A 19,189-nucleotide genomic window follows, 5' to 3' on the forward strand; every position below is an offset into this window, starting at 1 on the left:
GAAGGAAACGTCAGGCGCTCATCTTGCGGCAACTTTCGGCGCAGCTCCGGCAAGCATCCACGCATTCCTGCATGTCGCCGATCCGCTCACAATCTTGCGCGCATTCCATGCAGATTTCCGCGCATTCGCGGCAGACATGCTTGTGATGCTCGGAGCCGATGAGCATGAAATGCGCCGATGTACGGCAAATCTCGACGCAGGCCATCATGAGCTTGAAGTGCGGCGGCTTGGTGTGCTCGCCGCCCATTTCGAGGCAGTGACCCATCGCCGTCGACAAACATACCGAATAGCAGTCCAGGCACTCATCGATGCATTGCTTCATTTCAGCGCTGATGTGATGCATTCGGATATCCCTTCATTTTGCGTGTCTGGAATAACCGCCCAATCGTCATGGCGATCAGATGTTCCGCGGCTGAAGAAGGAAGATTGCCAACGGCAGCGGCAATGCCTGCTACCGCTTGGACCTGTGTCGCCCGTCAGCCAACGATGCAAATTGGACAGTTCGTTGGCGATGTCCTTGAACGCCTCGGCGAGGTTTCCACCGATGGTATTCCAGAACAGCTTAGCGGGCTTGTTCAGCAACGGGAGCTACTTCGAAAAGTAAAATGGGCCAGCGACTCTCGCTTCGCGCCCGCCCAGTTCTGCGCTGCAGTCGGATTTGATGTTCGAATTGCCGCTCATCTTAATTGTATCCGCGACAATGCGCATGCAGGTGCTGTTGCTGCCGTTGTTGCCATTGTACGTCAGTGCGCCATAGGGAAAATAGAGCACGCCATTAAGGTCGGTGGCTCCGTTTCCGTTAAACAGATGTGATGCTGTGTTTGTCCGAGCCGACATCATGAGCATGCCTGCATAATCTCCGGTTGACGGCGCGCTCAGGGACAACGACCCGTTGCCATTCACTGTTATGCCGCCGTCCGCCATGAAAATAGTTACACCGGCCCCGGTAACCGTTCCTTTGACGGAAAGGGATCCTTCCACATAATAGAGGCCTGGTTCCAGCGTCTTGTCGCCATTCAGATCGAGGTTTCGATACCGCCCTGGTCTGACGTTCAGGTCGCTTTTGCCCGGGTTGGGATATAGGATGGGCGGTACCGGCTTCTTCAGGTTGCCCCAAGGATCTGGAAGTCGCCAAGCGTTCAGCCGATTTTGCTCGCAATCGGTAGTCAGTCCACTGGTTGCGACTATACCACCGGAGGATTGAAGGCAGTCCGCCTCAAGAGATGCATCGCCGCCAACGTAGATGGAATCCGTGGCCGATGAATTGGAGGCGATAATGCAGCCATCCATGCTTACCGCGGTACTCCCGGCCGCTTCGAAAGCACGCGGCGCAGTCCGGTTGAGCGCATAGACGCATGCTGCGTCGCCGCTATTGGAGGAAATTCGGGACTGCACGAGAATATTTGTCGATGTGGGATGATCGCCGACGAGGCGAGGAACGAGGTAGCGATAGGGGAGACGGGTCTCGGTCCTGAGGCTTTGTGTCCCGTCCTGCCCTGTTGCCATGCCATGGTAGACAAGCGACGGAATGTCGCTCGTATCAACCTCGAGCGAAGCCAAGTTGGCCTTCAGAAGATTGTCTCCATAAGCTTGCAATTCACTATGGGTGAGGCCCGAATTGACCTTTACTGCGATCTCCATACTTGCGGCGTCCAAGGCCAATTGCAGTCTGCTTTTCTCCAAGTTGATATTGGTGACATCAACGGCCATGCCGACCGCCCCTATTAGCGGTAAGAGCATGATACAAATGCCTACGGCAAAGTTGCCCCGACGGTCCTGAACGAACCGTATCAAGGAAATTTGTCGCTGGGGCAGTATGAGGCCTTCGAGCCAAGAGACGGCTTTGTGGATGACTAGAATCGTTGCGACGCCTGCCAAGCCTATCGCCAGCGCATAATTGCCGCTCGTATCCTGCAGAAACCTGCGGAACATGGAAGTCGCCCCTCGTATCGCGGGGACATTCACATAAAGCCCTAAAAAGCCTGTTCCGGAAGTTGCTCGAATGCCGTCGGCCTGCTTCATGCCGTGGTAACCAAAACCCAACATAGATCGAAAACCAAACATTCCAGGTTCCTAATTATTCAGGATTGCTACTTAGCCTCCGCTCGACAAGGGGCGCGAAGGGGTCGAGGGCGTGAGGGGCAAGGCAATTACCATGATCGGCATCGCCGCCGTGTTCGGCGCGGTTTCGATCTTTGCCGCCGATCTGTGGATCAAGAGCGAGGCCAGCGCCCGCACCACGGAACCTGCGGCGCTATTGCCGGCCGCTCCGGAAGTGGAATTCAACACCATCGTCGTCGCCACAGAGCCGCTGCGCTTCGGCATGCCGGTCGACCGGGCGCAGTTGCGCGAGATTCCGTGGCCGCAGGAGGCGCTGCCACAAGGATCGTTCAGCACCATCGACGCACTTCTGGCCGAAGGCAGCCGCGTCGTGCTGACGCCGGTCGAAATCAACGAGCCGCTGCTTCTGGCCAAGCTGTCTGGCCCCAATGGCCGCGCGACGCTTTCCAACCTTCTTTCGCCGGGCATGCGCGCCGTGACCATCCGCACCGACGAGATTGCGGGCGTCGGCGGCTTCGTCACGCCGGGCGACCGCGTCGATGTCGTGCTGACGCGCGACGCCGGCGCCATCACTGAAGTCCAGAAGAACGCCCAGGGTGCGGCCGGCTCGACAATCACCACTGAAATCGTGGTCGAGAACGCCAAGGTGCTGACGGTCGGCCAGGGCGCCGACACGCGCCAGACCAGCCCGCAAATCGTGGAATCCGTAACCATTGAGGTCGATGGCGGAGGCGCGCAGAAGGTCGCCCTCGCTCGCACCGTGGGAACACTGTCGCTGTCGCTCAGGTCGTCCAGCCAGGGCGGCGCATCGGTCGATGGCGTGACGACCATCTCGGCCTTTGGCGGTTCGGTGGCTGCCCGGGCGGCGGAATCCGCTGGCGCGCTGTTCAAGGCCGCCGAGGAGCCGGAAGGGCCAAAATTCACGACAGTCGTCGTGACGCGCGGCACCGAGCCGCAAAGCTATCAGGTCGTATCGCCTGACGAATGAGAATGCCGGCAGGGGCGCCGGTTGGGGACAGGGCATGTTGGGGTGGATGGGGAATTCAGGATTGTGCCGGGCGCGTGCCGTGGCGATGATGTTTCTTGCGATTTCGGTCGCTGGCCCGATGCTGATCGCGCCGCACGGCGCGCAGGCCGGCAATGATGTCGTTCACATCACCTCCTCCAAGAACGCGTCGATCAGGCTCGCCAAGGGCAAGCCCAAAACGGTCAAGACCGATGTGCCGTTCTACGAGATCGTTATCGGCGATCCCGAGATCGCCAACGTCAACCCGCTGACCGACCGCTCCTTTTATGTGCTTGGCAACAATCTCGGCACGACCGGCATCGCTCTGTTCGACGAAAACAAGCAACTCGTCGGCACCATGGACATCGAGGTAACGCTCGACACCGACCGGCTGGCCAGCACCATCCGCGACAGCGTACCCGGCGCCGACATAAAGGTCAGTTCGGCCAATGGCCGCGTGATCCTGTCCGGTTCGGCCGAAGATGCGGTCGCCGTCGACAAGGCGACGCGCATCGCGACGCGCTTTTCCGGCGAGGAGGAGGTGATCAACTCGGTCAACATCTCGTCGTCGCAGCAGGTCCAACTCAACGTCCGCTTCGTCGAGATCAACCGGCAGGTCGGTCAGGAACTCGGCACCAAGATCGGCGTGCGCTATCTGGGCTCCGACGGCGGCATTGCCTTCAACTCGACCCCGTCGGCCACCAACTCGCCCGCGGCGGCGCAGCTGCTCGGCGCGCTGCTCACCAATGGCGTTTCGATAGACGTCGCCATCAAAGCGCTCGAGGATCGCGGTGTCGCTCGCCGCCTCGCCGAACCAAATCTGATTGCGCGCTCCGGTGAAAAGGCCAGCTTCCTAGCCGGTGGCGAGTTTCCGATCCCGGTTTCCGAAGATGACGGCAAGATCACCGTCGACTACAAGAAATTCGGCGTCAGCCTCGATTTCACGCCGACCGTTTTGAGCGACGGTCTTATCGCCCTCGACATCGAGCCGGAGGTTTCGTCGGTCGACACTTCGGCTTCCTATAATATCGGCAATATCTCCATTCCCGGCTTTGTTGTCCGGCGCGCGCGCACCTCGATCGACCTTAAGAGCGGCCAGAGCTTCATGATGGCCGGCCTGCTGCAGAGCGAAAACGACATGGTGCAGCAGCGCGTCCCGGGGCTTGGCAAGCTGCCGATTCTGGGGCCGCTTTTCAGCTCCAGGGCCTACCAGCGCCGGGAGACGGATCTGGTGATCATCGTCACGCCTTTTCTGGTCAAGCCGATCGACCCGACCAAGAAGCCGCTGGTGCCGACCGACGGCACGATGGCGGCCAGCAACGTCGATTACTTTCTGGGCAATGTGGAGGAAGTGAAAGCCGGCGCTCCGCAAAACGCTCTCACGCCGGCCGCGCCTCGCGCCTCCGTCGGCCATTTCCTCGATCTGCCGAAGGAATGAACATGCGCAAGCTCCCGACCATAACCCTGTTTGCAAGCATCGCTCTCTCCGCCGGCTGCGCCACGGAGGAAACGGCGCGCATGAATGGTTTGACCGTCGGCGCAGGCAACGCCGTGGCGGCCAATACGGTCATGCAGATGGTCGATCCGTGGCCGCGCGGCGTCGAGGACACCAACCTGATCGTGCCGGCCGACCTCGACCAGTACAGGTCTGACGAAGCGGCGGCCGTCGCGGCGGAGCGGATCGACAGCTCGATCGGCGACGACAAGTAGGACGGAGCAGCGAAATGGCCGCTACAAAAAACAGCAAGCGCATCCTCCTGGTTTCGGCCGACAAGGCGTTCCTGCAGGACACCAAGGCGGCGTTCGCCTCGTCCGAGAAGATCGAGCTGGTCGTGGTCGAGAAGAATGTCGGCGACCTGCGCGCAGAGATCCAGGAAGCCGACTGCGGCGCGGTGATCATCGACATGGACGCGGCGAGGCTCGATGAGATCGATGCGCTGCAGCGCATCACACGCCGGCTGGAAGGCCGCGCGCCGATCATCGTCGTAACCCAGGAATTCAACGCTGCGGCGGTGCGCATCCTGGTGCAGCTCCAGATCGCCGACTTCCTCGTCAAGCCGATCACCACGGCCGATCTGGTCCGCTCCTGCATTCGTGCGCTTCAGGGGCCGGGCCGCGAGGAAAACGCCGAATCGCAGATATACACGTTCATGCCGGCTGCCGGCGGCGTCGGTACGACGACGCTGACCCTCCAGACGGCGTTCCAACTGCACAATTCGATGACCCGCGGCGCCTCCACCTGCGTCGTCGATCTGAATTTTCAGCAGGGCTCTTGCGCCGAGTATCTCGATCTCGAGCCCCGCTTCGACATCAACGAGATCGAGAACCAGCCGGAGCGCCTCGACCGCCAGCTTCTCGATGTCATGCTGTCGAAGCATTCGAGTGGGCTGTGCGTGCTCGCCGCGCCGACCCGACCGTCCGAAATGCGTTCGTTCAATACCGATGTCGTCGTGCGAGTGCTCGATCTCGTCTCTGCCTATTTCGACAATGTCGTCATCGACATGCCGCGCACATGGTTCCCGTGGACCGAGACGGTGCTGCTCGGCTCCAACAAGCTCTACATCGTCGCCGAGATGACGGTGCCGTGCCTGCGCCACACGCAGCGGCTGATCCAGGCCGTTTACGAGACGGCCGGCAAGGAAGTGAAGCCCAACGTCATCGTCAATCGCTTCGAGCAACGCATGTTCGACAGCGGCATCAAGCAGGCCGACGTGCAGGAACTGCTCGGCGAGCATTTCGTCGGCGGCATCTCCAACAATTACCGGCTGGTGCGCGAGGCGGTTGATCGCGGCGTGCCGCTGCACGAGATCGACCCCAACGCCAATGTCGTCAACGATCTGAAGCGGATCATCCTGCCCGAGGAAGCTGTGGTCGCCACGAAGAAGTCGCGCTCGCTGTTCGGCCTCGGCAAGGGACTTTTGAGGAAAGCCGGATGACCAGCCGCTTTTCGACACTACAGAAGCGTGACGTAAGACTAGAGCGCCCGTTGGAGCCTGCCGCCAGCCAGCATGTTGCGGTGGTGATCCCGACGACACGCAAGCCCGGTCCGCCGAAGGCCGAGGTCGGGCCGGCCAAGCCGACCAAGGTGCTCGACGCGCGCGTGCGCATCCACCGCATGCTGATAGAGGAGATCAACCTGGTGGCGCTGGAGCGCCTGCCTCGCGACGAGATGCGCCGACAAGTGCGCGAATTCGTGTCGGAGAAGACACGCCAGGAGCGGCTGGCGATCAATGTCGCCGAACTCGACGCCCTGGTCGACGATATCGTCGACGAGATGGTCGGCCTAGGTCCGCTGGAACCGTTGCTCAAGGATCCGACCATCAACGACATTCTCATCAACGGCCACGAGAATTGCTTCGTCGAGCGGCGCGGCAAGCTCGAGCAGGTGCACATCCCGTTCAAGGACGAAGCGCATCTGCTGCGCATCGTCAACAAGATCGTCGCTGCGGTCGGGCGGCGCGTCGATGAATCCCAGCCCATGGTCGATGCGCGTATGCTCGACGGCTCGCGCTTCAACGCCGCGATCCGCCCCGTCGGCGTTGACGGGCCGCTGGTTTCCATCCGCAAGTTCTCGAAGAACAAGCTCGGCCTGCACAAGCTGGTCGAATTTGGCGCCATCACCCAGAACATGGCCGAGGTGCTCGCCGCTGCCGTCCATGCGAGGAAGACCACCATCATCTCCGGCGGCACCGGCACCGGCAAGACGACGATGCTCAACGCCCTGTCGGCCTTCATCCCGGAGGACGAGCGGCTGATCACCATCGAGGACGCCGCCGAACTGCAATTGCAGCAGCCGCACGTCGCGCGCATGGAAACGCGGCCGGCCAACATCGAGGGCCATGGCGAATTGAAGCAGCGCGACCTCGTCAAGAACGCGCTGCGCATGCGCCCCGACCGCGTCATTCTCGGTGAATGCCGCGGCGAAGAGGCGTTCGACATGCTCCAGGCCATGAACACCGGCCACGAAGGTTCGATGGCGACCATCCACGCCAACACGCCGCGCGACGCCATCAGCCGCCTGGAGCAGATGCTCGGCATGACCGGCATGCCGATGACGGTGCAGTCGATCCGCAGCCAGATAGCCAGCGCGCTGGACATCATCGTGCAGCTGACCCGCCTTTCAGACGGCAAGCGCAAGGTGACGAGCGTCGCCGAAGTCACCGGCATGGAAGGCGACGTCATCCAGATGCAGGAGATCTTCCGCTTCGTGCGCACCGGCATGGAGGCGGACGGAAAGATCCTTGGCCATTTCGAGGCGACCGGCATCCGCCCGCGCTTCCTCGAGGACATGAGGGCGATGGGAATCGAGTTTCCGGGCAAGTATTTCGAGCCCGGCCGGCCGCTGGAATAGCCGCGATGTTCGACGGTTTCAGCTCCATCTACCTGATCTATGCCGGTGCTGCCCTCACCGGCATCATGATCGCCGAAGCGTTCTATCTGCTCTATGCCGGAGCCAAGGATCGGCGCGCCGCGATCAACCGCCGAGTCAAGCTGCAGGAGAAGAAGCTCAGCCAGGAACAGGTGCTGATCCAGCTTCGCAAAGAGCGCGGCCTGGAAAGCGCGCCGATGTTCTCGCTCAACCGCTTTCGCGCGCTACGGACCCAGTCCGGCCTGATAACTCCGCTGCCGAAGTTCTTCGCCATCACCAGCGGCGTCGCCGCGTTGCCGGTCTTTGTGGCGATCTGGAAGGGGCTTCCCGTCCTTTTCGGGCTTGCAGCTTTCCCTGTACTCGGCCTCCTCATTCCTGTGATGGTGCTGCGCTTCCTGCGCAAGCGCCGCCACAAGATGTTCGGCCTGCAGCTTCCCGAGGCTCTGGAACTGATCACGCGCAGCCTCAAGGCCGGCCATCCGGTTCCGGTCGCCATTTCCATGGTCGCCCGCGAAATGCCCGATCCGATCGGCACCGAATTCGGCGTCGTCGCCGACGAGGTTACCTACGGATCGGATCTGGTTACTGCGCTGCATTCGCTGTTCGAGCGTGTAGGACACGAGGATCTGCCGCTTTTCGTCACCGCAGTCTCGATCCAGAGCAGTTCCGGCGGCAATTTGCGCGAGATTCTCGACGGGCTCTCCTCCGTGATCCGCGAGCGCGGCAAACTCAAGCGCAAGGTCCGCGCCATCTCCACCGAAGGCCGCATGTCCGCCTACATCCTGACCGCGGTTCCGGCGCTGCTTATGACCAGCATTCAGGTGCTGATGCCGCAGTTCTATGAAGACGTCTGGGGTGAGCCGATGACCTGGTACCTGCTCGGCGGATCGTTCGCCTGGCTGATGATCGGCAATGCCATGATGTTCAAGATGTCGAACTTCAAATTCTGATGGAAACCCTGATCGTATTTCTCGCCGCGCTTCGGCCAACCTCTTTGGCGCCGGCTGCGCTGCTGCTTCTGGTCCTCGGCGGCGTCGCGGTAGCGTGGCCGCTGCTCGCCCATCGTGGTGGCCGCAGTGACGTGAAGCGCCGGCTGAAGGTCGAGGCCGACATGCCGGTCGCGCCCGTTCCGGATGCCGCACCGAAGAAAAAATCCCCAGGTGTGGTCCGCGAAAAGGCGATGAAGACCGCGCATGATTTCTACGCCAAGAGCGATCCCGAAAACGTCGCGCGGTTGCGCATGCGGCTGATTCAGGCCGGCCACATGGATCCATCGGCCGTCGGTAAGTTCTTCCTCATACGGTTCGTCGGCTTCGCTGTCGGGGCCGTAGGCGCGTTACTGGCCGACCGCTGGATGGGCGGCGGCTCATCCGCGATGAGCCGCGGGGCATTCGTCATCATGACCGGCGGCGCCGGCTATTTCTTTCCCGGCCTGGCGCTTTCGCGGCAGATCGGCACCAAGATGCGCGAATACCGCAACGGCTTTCCTGATTTCATGGATCTTATGATCGTCTGTTCCGATGCCGGCATGAGCATGGAAGCGGGCATCGAGCGCGTCGCCAAGGAACTGTTCCTCACCTACCCGTCGCTCAGCCAGAACCTCACGCTCGTCTCGCTGGAATTGCGAGCGGGGCGCAGCCTCGACGATGCGCTGAAATCGCTTGCCGATCGCTTGAGCCTTCAGGAAGTGCGCTCCTTCGCCACGTTGCTGCAGCAGTCGAAGGAACTCGGCACCAGCCTGTCGGGAGCGTTGCGGGTATTTTCAGACGAGATGCGCCACAAGCGCATGTCTATGGCCGAGGAGAAGGCGCATGCTCTGCCGGCCAAGATGTCGGTGCCGGTCACGGTCTGCATCCTGCCGGTCGTGCTGATGGTGGCGATCATTCCGGTCATCGTGAAGATGTCGACGATGGGCGAATGAGCGCGGCTCTGGTTAATGCTTCCTATTAGGGTTTCCTAATTTTAACGACATTCCGGCACCTTGATTTAACAGGTCGAGTGTAATGTCGGTCGCGGGTAAAGAGCCGGAAAACGGGCTCTACGGGACGGGGCAGATGCGTCAGATACATTTCACGGCTATGGCCGCCATCGCGCTTGTGGTCGCGTCAGGCTGCACATCGAGCAAGATCGACAATACCGAGACGACGGCTATCGCGCCGGTCGCGCAGGACATCAGCGCGGCCGATCTTGCCGCAGGCAAGACGCAGTTCCGCGAAGCCAATTACGGTCTCGCCGAAACGCATTTCCGCAAGGCCGTCGAGCTCAATGCCGGCAATGCCGAGGCCTGGATGGGCCTCGCCGCATCCTACGACCAGCTCGGCCGCTTTGATTTTGCAGACCGCGCCTATGACCAGCTTCTCAAGCTTACCGGCCGCAAGGCGCGGATCGTGAACAATATGGGCTATTCGCAGCTCCTGCGTGGCAACAGGAAGAAGGCGCAGGCCCTGCTCCTGGAAGCCAGAGCGGGCATGGCCGACCCCGCAATCGTCGACGCCAACCTAGCGCTCCTCAACAAATCATAGAGCATGGTCCAAGCGAGGTGGACCTATTCGGACGGGCGCTCGGCAAGCAGCGCGCCGTCGAACGAGGAAGGCAGGCACGGCAGGTCGCTGTCGAGGCAAAGCTGCGTCTTCGCTGTTGATGCGGCTTCTTCCGGCGGGTTTTTCCTTTCCAGGCCCAGATAAGTCAGCCGCACCGTTTCAGGCTGCCTGATATCGCTCAGCAAATAGAACGACAGGAAAACCACCACCGCCAAGACCGAAGCGGACAGGATGGCTTCGAAGAGGCCAAATGGCTGTTTTGGTTCCAGATGCATTGTCCGGCTCGTCGTCTGGTCTGCTCTCATGAAACGGCTTTCCCGCATCCGCGGTTCCGAATTTTGCTGCTCCAATCGCTACTCGCCTTTCGCTGGGTTATCTGTGGGTTTGATCACAAACTCAGGCTGCATCCGGCCGCAATGGAACACTTCCGCCGTCAATTGCATTTGTTGCAGGAATACAACCGGGCATCGGCGGAGGGCCGGCATTGCCTGGTCATGACCGCCGTCGACAGGCGGCATTCCCGCCGCGCCCGAAACAGTGCATTATGCCTTTGGATTTTTGAGAGAGGAGAGCGACATGGAAGACGCAGGCGTGGGTTGGATAGCTGCCATCATAATCGGCGGCGTGGCCGGATGGCTGGCCGAGCAGTTCATGAAGAGCAATCTCGGGCTCCTCATGAACATCGTTCTCGGCATCGTGGGCGCGATCGTGGCGAATGCCCTTCTTGGCCTCGTGGGCGTGAGCTTGGGCGGCTGGATCGGCTATCTGATCGCAGGCTTCATCGGCGCCTGTATCCTGATCGCCATTGGACGGATGTTCAGGCGGTAGCATCGGCAGGCTGATCAGTCCTGACGGTTAGCCTCCAGTCTCGGGGCTGGAGGCTAACTTTGCGCTGGACGTCGCTCAGGCAGTCGTCTTGTCGCGCATCAGGCTTTTTCGCTTGTCGAACATGCGTACGATATTGTCTCCCAGATTCTGCTGCTGGGGATTTTCTGTCACCTTCTGAATGCTGTTGCGCTTGCGCAGCCGCGCGGCGTCCTGGAGCATGCTGCCGGCCCAGCGATAGATGTTGTTTTCGCGAACGATCTCCCGCATCCGCAGCATGCGCTGGCGCTGTTCTTCCGCCGGCATCGTCAGGGCGCGCATCATGGCCTCGCCCATGGCGGTAGCGTCGTAGGGATTGACGATCACCGCCTCGAGCAGTTCGCGCGCCGCGCCGGCAAAGGTGCTGAGGATAAGCACGCCGTGCTCGTCATCCCTCGACGCCACGAATTCCTTGGCCACCAGATTCATGCCGTCATGCAGGCTGCTGACCACGCAGGCATCGGCAGCACGATAGACGTTGTAGATCTCCTCCTGCGTGTGGTGCTCCGCCAACATGATGATCGGCTTGTAGCCATCGGTTCCGTAGCGCTGGTTGAAGGCGTCGACGAAGCCGACGCATTCCTGGTGAAGGTGCTGGTAGGCCGGAAGCGTGCCGCGGCTCGGCGCCGCGATCTGCAGGAAGACCAGCCGGCCGATCCATTCGGGATGATTGGTGAACAGTTCCTCGATCGCCTGGAAGCGGTCGACGATGCCCTTTGTGTAGTCCATGCGCTCGACGCCGACGAACAGCTTCATGTCATCCGACAGGCCGTACCGCTCGAAGACCTTGCGCCGGCACTCCTCGACCGGCGGCTGCGCTTCGAGTGCCGCAGGTGGCCACTCGATCGAGATCGGGTAGGAATGCACCAGGGTCGTCTGGCCGCCATAGGAGATCGAGGAGTGCTCGCGCTCGATCCGGCTTTCCAGGAAGCGGTCGACGCTTTCCATGAAATTGTTGCAGTGGAACTGGATGTGGAAGCCGACGATCGAGCTGCCGAGCAGGCCGTCTAGAATCTGCTCCCGCCATGGGCAGATGCTGAACACTTCCGAATTCGGCCACGGTATGTGCCAGAAGGTGATGATGATCGCCTCCGGCAGCCGACGTCGGATCATGCGCGGCAACAGCGCGAAATGATAATCCTGAATCAGCACAATCGGCCGTTCGTTGCGCGCCTCCTCGACGACGACGTCGGCGAATTTCTGGTTCACCGCCTCGTAGGTCTCCCAGTCCGAGGCGCGAAACAGAGGCCGCGTGAACGCGATATGGCAGAGCGGCCACAGCCCGTCATTGGAGAAGCCGGAGTAATGGCCCTGCTGCTCCTCCTCGCTCAGCCACACCCTGCGCAGCGTATAGGCGGGCTTGCCCGGCGGCACCTGCACGTGATCGTGCTCGTCGACGGTAATCTTGTCGGCCGAACCGCCGCCATGCGCGATCCAGGTGCCGGCGCAGGCTCGGGTCACGGGTTCCAACGCCGACACCAGCCCGCTCGCCGGCACGATGAGATCGACTTCGCCGTCCTTCAGATTGTGGATGTAGGGTTCGCGGTTCGAGACCACTATGACCTGCGCGCCCGGCAGTTCCGTCCGCAGGATGCGGCGCAGCGTGTCGGGCGTCCATGAAACGAGCGGGTTGTCGTGGTCTCCGCTGTTCTTTTCGAACTCGCGCAGCAACTGGCGCGCCGTTTCGGCCATCGGGCCGGTGTTCTGGAAAAGCGGCTCGTCCGCAGGGCCGGCGGCCGAGCGCCACCTCATAAACATAGCCGTCGAAAGGGCTACGGCCAGCCCGGAAAGCAGAAGGCTGGTAGCAAGCAATCCCCACATTCCGCCGGGATATGCTTGCAGAAGACTGGGATCGATGTCTGTCATGGTCGGTTACGAAGTATGCTTGATGCAAATAACATCGGGTAGGGTTTTTCCTCATGCGGGATAACCGGTTACGCCGGCCATCCGGCCAAAGCCGGCCCGCCGCACCGTGTCGGCAGAGAAACTCCCGGGGGTATCGATCCGTTCCGGAAAAAATCGTCCTTCGCGCTCTCCTGATCAGGAGCGCACGATCAGCGGCGCCAGCCCCTCATGGCGCGTATCCAGATAAGCCACCACGCGGTCGCCGACGCGCTGGAACGACAGGTCCACCTCGGCTGCGCCGACGCTCAATCGGCGTATGGTGAGATGGTCGATGCCGATCGGCAGGCGTGGCCGGGTAACCTGGATCTCGCCTTTCAGCCCGTCGATCTCCAGGCCGAGGCAGGCTTGCATCAGCATGAACACCGATCCGGACGACCACGCCTGCGGCAGGCAGGCGGCGGGATAGGCGATCGGTGCTTCGCCGGGCTGGCGGGTGAAGCCGCAAAACAGCTCCGGCAGACGCATGTTGAAATGCACCGCCGCCTCGAAGGTGCCGCTCAGCAGCCTGACCAGGCTGTCGCGAACGCCGTAGCGCGCCAGACCGGCTGCGCAGATAGCGGTGTCGTGTGGCCAGATCGAGCCGTTGTGATAGGACATCGGATTGAAGAGTATCTCGTCGTCAGCGAGTGTACGCACGCCCCAGCCTGAATGGAACGACGCCGACAGCAGTTGGTCGCTGACACGCTGCGCCCGCTCCGGCGATGGCAGGCCGACGAAAAGCAGATGCCCGGCATTCGACGTCCTGACCTCACAGGGACGGCCGTCGCCGTCGAGCGCCAGGGCATAGAACTCCCGGTCATCCATCCAGAAGTGCTCTTCCACGCTTTTTCGCATGGTTTCAGCGCATTCGGTCCAGTGCACCGCTCTGCTGGCGTCCTCGCGCGCCAAGGCGAGTTCGGCGAGGCCTCGATAGGCGGCGTAGACGTAGCCCTGCACTTCCACGAGCGCTATCGGGCCTTTCGGGATCGTGCCGTCGGCATGGAATACGGAATCGAAACTGTCCTTCCAGCCCTGATTGGAGAGGCCGGATTCGGCGGCCCGCTGGTAACTAACGAAGCCATTGCTGCTTTGCTGACTTGCCTCCTCCATCCAATTGGCTGCGGCGCAAAGCGAGGGCCAGAGAGAGTTGATGAACTCCATGTCGCCGGTGCGTTCCACATAGGCGCAGGCCAGGTAGATGTAGAGCGGCGTCGTATCGACCCCACCATAGTAGCGTCCGAACGGCAGTTCGCGCAGCACCGCCATCTCGCCTTTGCGGGTTTCGTGCATGATCTTGCCCGGCTGCGAGTCGCTGAAGGGCGAGGTTTCCGTCGCCTGGTGCTGCGCCAGGAACGACAGCACGCCCCGCGCCAGCCCTGGATTGAGCCACAGCATCTGCAACGCCGAGACCACGCCGTCGCGACCGAAGGCTGTCGAGAACCAGGGGATACCCGCATAGGGGTAGGGTCCGGTCGGCAGGTCGGTGGTGAGCAGTGCAATGTCTGCCCGCGCCCGCGACAGCCAGTCGTTGAAGACGCGGCCGGAACTGAACACGGTTGCACCGTGCCGTCGCTTCGCCCGCATGCCGAAGCGAGCCCGCGCCGCAGCCGCCCGATATCTTTCGCGGCCCGGCGGGGCCGGCCGGTCGGCGCCCACCTCTATGAACAGCGTTTCGCTGCCCCGTTTCGACAACCGCATGGTGAAATCGGCGCGGTTTGCAAGGATACGGTCGGGCCGCACCGAAAATGCGATGGTCGAGTGGCGGTCGAGTTTGTCGAGCCCCTCATAGCGCATGCTGACGCTGTCTTCCGTCGTTTCCACGTCGTAGTCCCGGCCGCGCCTGCTGCGGATCGAGCCGCGCACTTCGAACATGTCGCGGAAGTCGGCGGCAAAGCGCAGCGTCAGAGGCACCAGAGCCTCGCGATCGCTGTAGTTCGAGAGCTTGATGCGCTCGAACATGCGGTCCTCCCAAAGGAGGCGCGAGCGCTCGATATAGATGACGCCTTGCGGGGTAGCGCTGCCGTCCAGCGTCGTAAGCGGCAGATTGGTCAAGTTAGCGGTGAAAATCATATTGTCCTGGCTGAGCGAAGCGCCCAGCAGCGAAGGAACCCGCTCGCCGACCAGCAGCCGGAAGTGCGACAAAACCCTCGTGTCGTCGCGAAACAGGCCGTCGCCGCCGCCGCGTATGTCGCCATAGGCGTCCGCCACCACGAAACAGTCGCCATGCTTCAGCGCAAACTGCCTATGCGGCTCGCGCGGAGCGGTATCGTCAAGCCCTGCCAGAGCGACGGCCGGATCCAGTTTTCGCTCGTCGAGTATCGTCATTGCTGTTCAACCAGTTTCGTGCGCGCCGCGAGGCAGATCGCTTCGCGGCCGTGCCATCGAGGAATCAGACGGCCATCGCCCCAATTCTACGTCCGGGAGACGCTGTGTCGAGGAGTTGCCCGTAGATAGCGGCATAGTCGCGGGCCATCCTCGTTGCCGAGAAGCGCTTCTCGAACGCCGCCCGCACCAGATTCCGGTCGAACTTCGTAGCGCTCCCGACCGCAGCTATCGCCCCGTCAATGGAATCGACGACATGGCCAGTCACGCCTTCGTCTATGATCTCGTGCATCGCACCGCTGTTCCAGGCGACCACCGGCGTGCCGAAGGCCATGGCCTCTATCACCACCAGCCCGAACGGTTCGGGCCAGTCGATCGGAAACAGCAGTGCTGCGGCATTGCCAAGGAAATCGGCCTTCTGATCCTCGCCGATCTCGCCGAGATATTCGACCGAAACGCCGTCGATCAGCGGCTCGACGGTGCCGTGGAAATAGGCGCGGTCGTCTTCCCCGACCTTGGCGGCGATCCTGAGCTTCATGCCCGTGCGGCGTGCAATCTCGATGGCCCGGTCGGGTCGCTTGTCGCGCGAAAGCCGGCCGAGAAAGGCCAGATAGCCAGGCTCCTGGCGTCGCGGGATCGGCTTATAGAGATCGAGCGGCAGGCCGTGATGAACTGTTCCGACCCAGTTGGCCTCCGCCAACGGCTGCCGCTGGCGGTGCGAGATCGAGATCATCGGAAAGTGCGGCCAACGCCGGTAGGCCCCGGGAAGGTCCTTGTAGTCGAGCCGTCCGTGCGGCGTGGTGACCGTCCGTTCGGGCATATCCTGGAAGAACGGGAAATGCAGGAAATGGCTGAGGTGAAAATGAATGATGTCGAATTCGTCGGCCCGCCGGCGAACCTCGTCCAGCATGGCGAGGTGCGCCGCGATCTGCGATTTCAGCGGATAGGGATCGAGCCGTAGCGCCTGGTCTCTGACGGGCACGAGCGTCGCGGTGGTTTTGGAATCGCCGCTGGCAAACAGCGTCACCTCGTGTCCGAGTTCCACCAATCCGTCGACGAGGTAGGTGATGATGCGTTCGGTTCCGCCATAATAACGCGGAGGCACGCTTTCAAACAGCGGCGCGACATGCGCAATTCTCATAAAATATTTCCTTTGGAACCCATCTTGTCCGCAGGGCGCGATTCATTGCCCCACCAGACAGAAAGCCGGTTTCGGAAGGAAAGTTCCATGCCCGTCCCGGGCGGCGACGAGACGCCGCCGGTCGCGACGCGTTGCTGATTGGGAGGAAGACGATCGGCCGCATCTCGTCGGCGCCGAACAGCGAGGCTCGAATTATGTTCCATCGCAGCTGATTCCTGCTCGCATGCCGGGCATTGCGCAAATCCGTGCCAGAAACCAAACTGGCTCGCTCGCGTTCGAGCATGACCCCGAAAAAGTTGCAGACTTTTCGGTCAAGTTCATGTGCCAGGAAGACAGCCGCCGCGGAGAGGCCTGATGGCAGAGACGAAGCTTTCGAAATACCGGTCGAAACGCGACTTCACCAAGACCGCCGAGCCGAGCGACGAGGCGGAAGCGTCGCCGTCTCCGCGTCTCCGCTTCGTCGTCCAGAAGCACGCCGCGACGCGCCTGCATTACGATCTGCGCCTCGAATTGGGCGGCGTCTTCAAATCCTGGGCGGTGACGCGCGGCCCTTCGCTCGATCCGCACGACAAGCGCCTGGCGGTCGAGACCGAAGATCACCCGCTCGCCTATGGCGATTTCGAAGGCACCATCCCCAAGGGCCAGTATGGCGGCGGAACCGTGCAGCTATGGGACCGTGGCTACTGGAGCGTCGAAGGCCGCAAGACGCCGGAGAAGGCGCTGGAATCCGGGGACCTGAAGTTCACGCTCGAAGGCAAACGCCTGCATGGAAGCTGGGTCCTGGTGCGCATGAAGAGCGACCGCGACGGCGGCAAGCGCACAAACTGGCTGCTCATCAAGCACCGCGACGCTTTCGCGCGCGAGGGTGACGGCGAGGCGATCCTGAAGGAAGACCGTTCGGTCGCGTCGGGCCGCAGCTTGGCGGAAATCGCCAAGGGCAAGGGTAAAGGGCCGACCCCCTTCATGCTGGCCGGCGACGGCACGGCGAGCCCGGATGCGGTCTGGAATTCCAACCGCAGCGACGGCGAAAAGCTTTCGCCGAAGCAGGAATTAAAGAAGCCGGTCGCTCGCAAGCGCGGCAAGTCGGCCGGCATGCCTGATTTCGTCGCGCCGCAACTTTGCCAAACGGTGAGCCGCGCGCCGAGCGGGTCCGACTGGCTCCACGAGATCAAGTTCGATGGCTATCGCATGCAATTGCGTGTCGAAAGCGGCCGCGCGGTGCTGAAAACGCGCAAGGGGCTCGACTGGAGCGGCAAATTCGGCGCGATCGCCGCCGAAGGAGATGCGCTTCCCAATTGCATCATCGACGGCGAAATCGTCGCGCTGGATAGCTCCGGCAGGCCGGATTTCAGCGCGCTTCAGGCCGCATTGTCCGAGCAGGATACCGGGGATCTGGTGTTTTTCGCCTTCGACCTGTTGTTCGACGGGTCTGACGACCTGCGGCCGCTGCCGCTCACCGAGCGCAAAGCGAGGCTCCAGGAACTGCTGGCCGACAGCGCGGATGACGTGCCGCATATCCGCTTCGTCGAGCACTTCGAAGGCGATGGCGAGGCGGTGCTGCGCTCGGCGAGCAGCCTCGGCCTGGAAGGCATCATCTCCAAGAAGGCGAGCGCTCCATACGAATCCGGGCGGACCGCAAGCTGGACCAAGGCAAAAAGCCGGGGGGGCCAGGAAATCGTGATCGGCGGCTGGACGACGACGAACGGGAAGTTCCGGTCGCTGCTCGCCGGCGTTTTTCACGATGGGCATTTCGTCCATGTCGGCCGCGTCGGTACCGGCTTCGGCCGCGAGAAGGTCGAGAAGCTGCTGCCGAAGCTGAAAGCGATGAAGACGAACAAATCCCCCTTTACCGGCGCCAATGCGCCGCGCGAGGCGGCGAACATCAACTGGACCAAACCCGAACTGGTCGCCGAGATCCAGTTCGCGGGCTGGACCGATGGCGGCCAGATCAGGCAGGCTGCGTTCAAGGGGTTGCGCGAGGACAAGCCCGCGCGCGAGGTGAGAGCTGAAATGCCCACACCGCCCGACGAGCAGACGCAGGCCGCCGAACCCAAGGCCGATGTCAAGGAAGCCGCAAAGCCTGCCAGAATCCGAGGCAAGGGAGGAAAGCCGATGGTCATGGGCGTCGCGATATCCAACCCGGACAAGGAGATGTGGCCCGACGCCGGCGACGGCGAGCCGGTAACCAAGCTGGACCTCGCAGAGTATTTCGAGGCGGTAGGACCCTGGCTGATCGAGCACATAAGGGGCCGTCCATGCTCGATAATCCGGGCGCCGGACGGCATCGGCGGCGAGCAGTTCTTCCAGCGCCATGCAATGCCCGGCACTTCGAAACTGATCGAGCTAGTGCCGGTCTTCGGCGATAAGAAACCCTATCTGCAGATCGACCGCGTCGAGGGTCTCGCCGCTGTCGCCCAGATCGGTGCGCTGGAACTGCACCCCTGGAACTGCGAACCCGGAAAGCCGGAAGTGCCAGGCCGGCTGGTCTTCGACCTCGATCCCGGCCCGGAAGTCGAATTTGCCGACATCATCGAGGCGGCCAGGGAGATGCGCGACCGGCTGGACGCGCTCGGCATGGTCAGTTTCTGCAAGACCACCGGCGGCAAGGGCCTGCATGTGGTCACGCCGCTGAAAGCGCCTGCCAGGGGCGGCCCGGACTGGAAGGAAGCAAAGGCCTTTGCCCAGGAGGTCTGCAAACAGATGGCGCGCGACAGCCCCGACCGTTATCTCGTCAACATGGCCAAGAAGCTGCGCACCGGCCGCATCTTCCTCGACTATCTCCGCAACGACCGCATGGCGACGGCGGTCGCGCCCTTATCGCCGCGCGCGCGGCCGGGAGCTGCCGTATCGATGCCGCTGAACTGGGAAGAGGTGAAGCCGGGTCTCGACCCGAAACGCTACACGCTGCGGACCGCTCCGGCCCTGCTCGCCAAGACCACCGCCTGGCAGGACTATCGCGACAGCGAACGGCCGCTGAAGCCGGCCATCAAGCGGCTCCGCCA

Annotated in this window: 17 protein-coding genes; 10 read left to right on the top strand and 7 right to left on the bottom strand. The window is 62.2% G+C overall.

What is annotated here, in order from left to right:
• Positions 1-10: 10 nt before the first annotated feature.
• The 3 genes from MAXJ12_RS02505 to MAXJ12_RS02510 are packed head-to-tail and all read right to left on the bottom strand — an operon-like array spanning position 11 to position 2,064.
• Positions 11-343, bottom strand: a complete 333-nt coding sequence (locus MAXJ12_RS02505; protein ID WP_008834178.1) for a four-helix bundle copper-binding protein — start codon at positions 341-343, stop codon at positions 11-13.
• Positions 319-582 carry a hypothetical protein gene (locus MAXJ12_RS36490; RefSeq protein ID WP_139043770.1) on the bottom strand — a complete coding sequence of 88 codons (264 nt, stop codon included), beginning with the start codon at positions 580-582 and terminating at the stop codon, positions 319-321. Before MAXJ12_RS36490 ends, MAXJ12_RS02505 begins: the two co-directional genes overlap by 25 nt.
• Before the next feature lie 6 nt (positions 583-588).
• Entirely contained in the window at positions 589-2,064 is a 1,476-nt protein-coding gene (locus MAXJ12_RS02510) for a TadE/TadG family type IV pilus assembly protein (protein ID WP_085983856.1), read from the bottom strand.
• A gap of 91 nt (positions 2,065-2,155) precedes the next feature.
• On the opposite strand from MAXJ12_RS02510, the gene cpaB reads away from it, so the two are divergent.
• From cpaB to MAXJ12_RS02550, 8 genes are all read left to right on the top strand, one after another.
• Positions 2,156-3,049: a Flp pilus assembly protein CpaB gene (cpaB, locus tag MAXJ12_RS02515; RefSeq protein ID WP_008834180.1), complete on the top strand. Its 894-nt coding sequence runs from the start codon at positions 2,156-2,158 to the stop codon at positions 3,047-3,049.
• Positions 3,050-3,137: 88 nt separating this feature from the next.
• The gene (locus tag MAXJ12_RS02520; protein ID WP_008834181.1) at positions 3,138-4,505 is read left to right on the top strand and encodes a type II and III secretion system protein family protein; all 1,368 of its coding nucleotides are present in this window, start codon (positions 3,138-3,140) and stop codon (positions 4,503-4,505) included.
• A 2-nt stretch (positions 4,506-4,507) separates the two neighbouring features.
• Complete coding sequence (locus MAXJ12_RS02525; protein ID WP_050898774.1) at positions 4,508-4,777, top strand: hypothetical protein; 270 nt, start codon at positions 4,508-4,510, stop codon at positions 4,775-4,777.
• A gap of 14 nt (positions 4,778-4,791) precedes the next feature.
• Positions 4,792-6,003 carry a CpaE/TadZ family protein gene (locus tag MAXJ12_RS02530; protein WP_008834183.1) on the top strand — a complete coding sequence of 404 codons (1,212 nt, stop codon included), beginning with the start codon at positions 4,792-4,794 and terminating at the stop codon, positions 6,001-6,003.
• Positions 6,000-7,418, top strand: coding sequence for a TadA family conjugal transfer-associated ATPase (locus MAXJ12_RS02535; protein ID WP_040584658.1), 1,419 nt, complete (start codon positions 6,000-6,002; stop codon positions 7,416-7,418). Before MAXJ12_RS02530 ends, MAXJ12_RS02535 begins: the two co-directional genes overlap by 4 nt.
• 5 nt (positions 7,419-7,423) lie before the next feature.
• Positions 7,424-8,386, top strand: coding sequence for a type II secretion system F family protein (locus MAXJ12_RS02540; protein WP_008834185.1), 963 nt, complete (start codon positions 7,424-7,426; stop codon positions 8,384-8,386).
• Positions 8,386-9,357, top strand: a complete 972-nt coding sequence (locus MAXJ12_RS02545) for a type II secretion system F family protein (protein WP_008834186.1) — start codon at positions 8,386-8,388, stop codon at positions 9,355-9,357. Before MAXJ12_RS02540 ends, MAXJ12_RS02545 begins: the two co-directional genes overlap by 1 nt.
• Before the next feature lie 133 nt (positions 9,358-9,490).
• Positions 9,491-9,958, top strand: coding sequence for a tetratricopeptide repeat protein (locus MAXJ12_RS02550; protein WP_008834187.1), 468 nt, complete (start codon positions 9,491-9,493; stop codon positions 9,956-9,958).
• 23 nt (positions 9,959-9,981) lie between these two features.
• Here the strand turns inward: MAXJ12_RS02550 and MAXJ12_RS02555 are convergent, their stop codons facing one another.
• The gene (locus MAXJ12_RS02555) at positions 9,982-10,281 is read right to left on the bottom strand and encodes a hypothetical protein (protein ID WP_139043771.1); all 300 of its coding nucleotides are present in this window, start codon (positions 10,279-10,281) and stop codon (positions 9,982-9,984) included.
• A gap of 271 nt (positions 10,282-10,552) precedes the next feature.
• Between MAXJ12_RS02555 and MAXJ12_RS02560 the strand changes: the two genes are divergently transcribed.
• Complete coding sequence (locus MAXJ12_RS02560) at positions 10,553-10,804, top strand: GlsB/YeaQ/YmgE family stress response membrane protein (RefSeq protein ID WP_008834189.1); 252 nt, start codon at positions 10,553-10,555, stop codon at positions 10,802-10,804.
• Between the two features lie 75 nt (positions 10,805-10,879).
• Here MAXJ12_RS02560 and MAXJ12_RS02565 read toward each other — a convergent pair whose 3' ends face one another.
• The 3 genes from MAXJ12_RS02565 to MAXJ12_RS02575 all read right to left on the bottom strand — a co-directional run bounded on the left by MAXJ12_RS02565 (position 10,880) and on the right by MAXJ12_RS02575 (position 16,187).
• Positions 10,880-12,661, bottom strand: coding sequence for an alpha,alpha-trehalose-phosphate synthase (UDP-forming) (locus tag MAXJ12_RS02565; protein WP_139043774.1), 1,782 nt, complete (start codon positions 12,659-12,661; stop codon positions 10,880-10,882).
• 219 nt (positions 12,662-12,880) lie between these two features.
• Positions 12,881-15,049, bottom strand: a complete 2,169-nt coding sequence (locus MAXJ12_RS02570) for an amylo-alpha-1,6-glucosidase (RefSeq protein ID WP_008834191.1) — start codon at positions 15,047-15,049, stop codon at positions 12,881-12,883.
• Positions 15,050-15,113: 64 nt separating this feature from the next.
• Positions 15,114-16,187 (bottom strand): glycosyltransferase family 4 protein, encoded by a 1,074-nt coding sequence (locus MAXJ12_RS02575; protein ID WP_008834192.1) that lies wholly within the window; start codon positions 16,185-16,187, stop codon positions 15,114-15,116.
• Between the two features lie 354 nt (positions 16,188-16,541).
• Between MAXJ12_RS02575 and ligD the strand changes: the two genes are divergently transcribed.
• On the top strand, positions 16,542-19,189 hold a 2,648-nt coding region (gene ligD / locus MAXJ12_RS02580; RefSeq protein WP_008834194.1), incomplete at its 3' end, for a DNA ligase D.

Origin of the sequence: Mesorhizobium alhagi CCNWXJ12-2 (genome assembly GCF_000236565.1) — a bacterium.
Classification (GTDB): domain Bacteria; phylum Pseudomonadota; class Alphaproteobacteria; order Rhizobiales; family Rhizobiaceae; genus Allomesorhizobium; species Allomesorhizobium alhagi.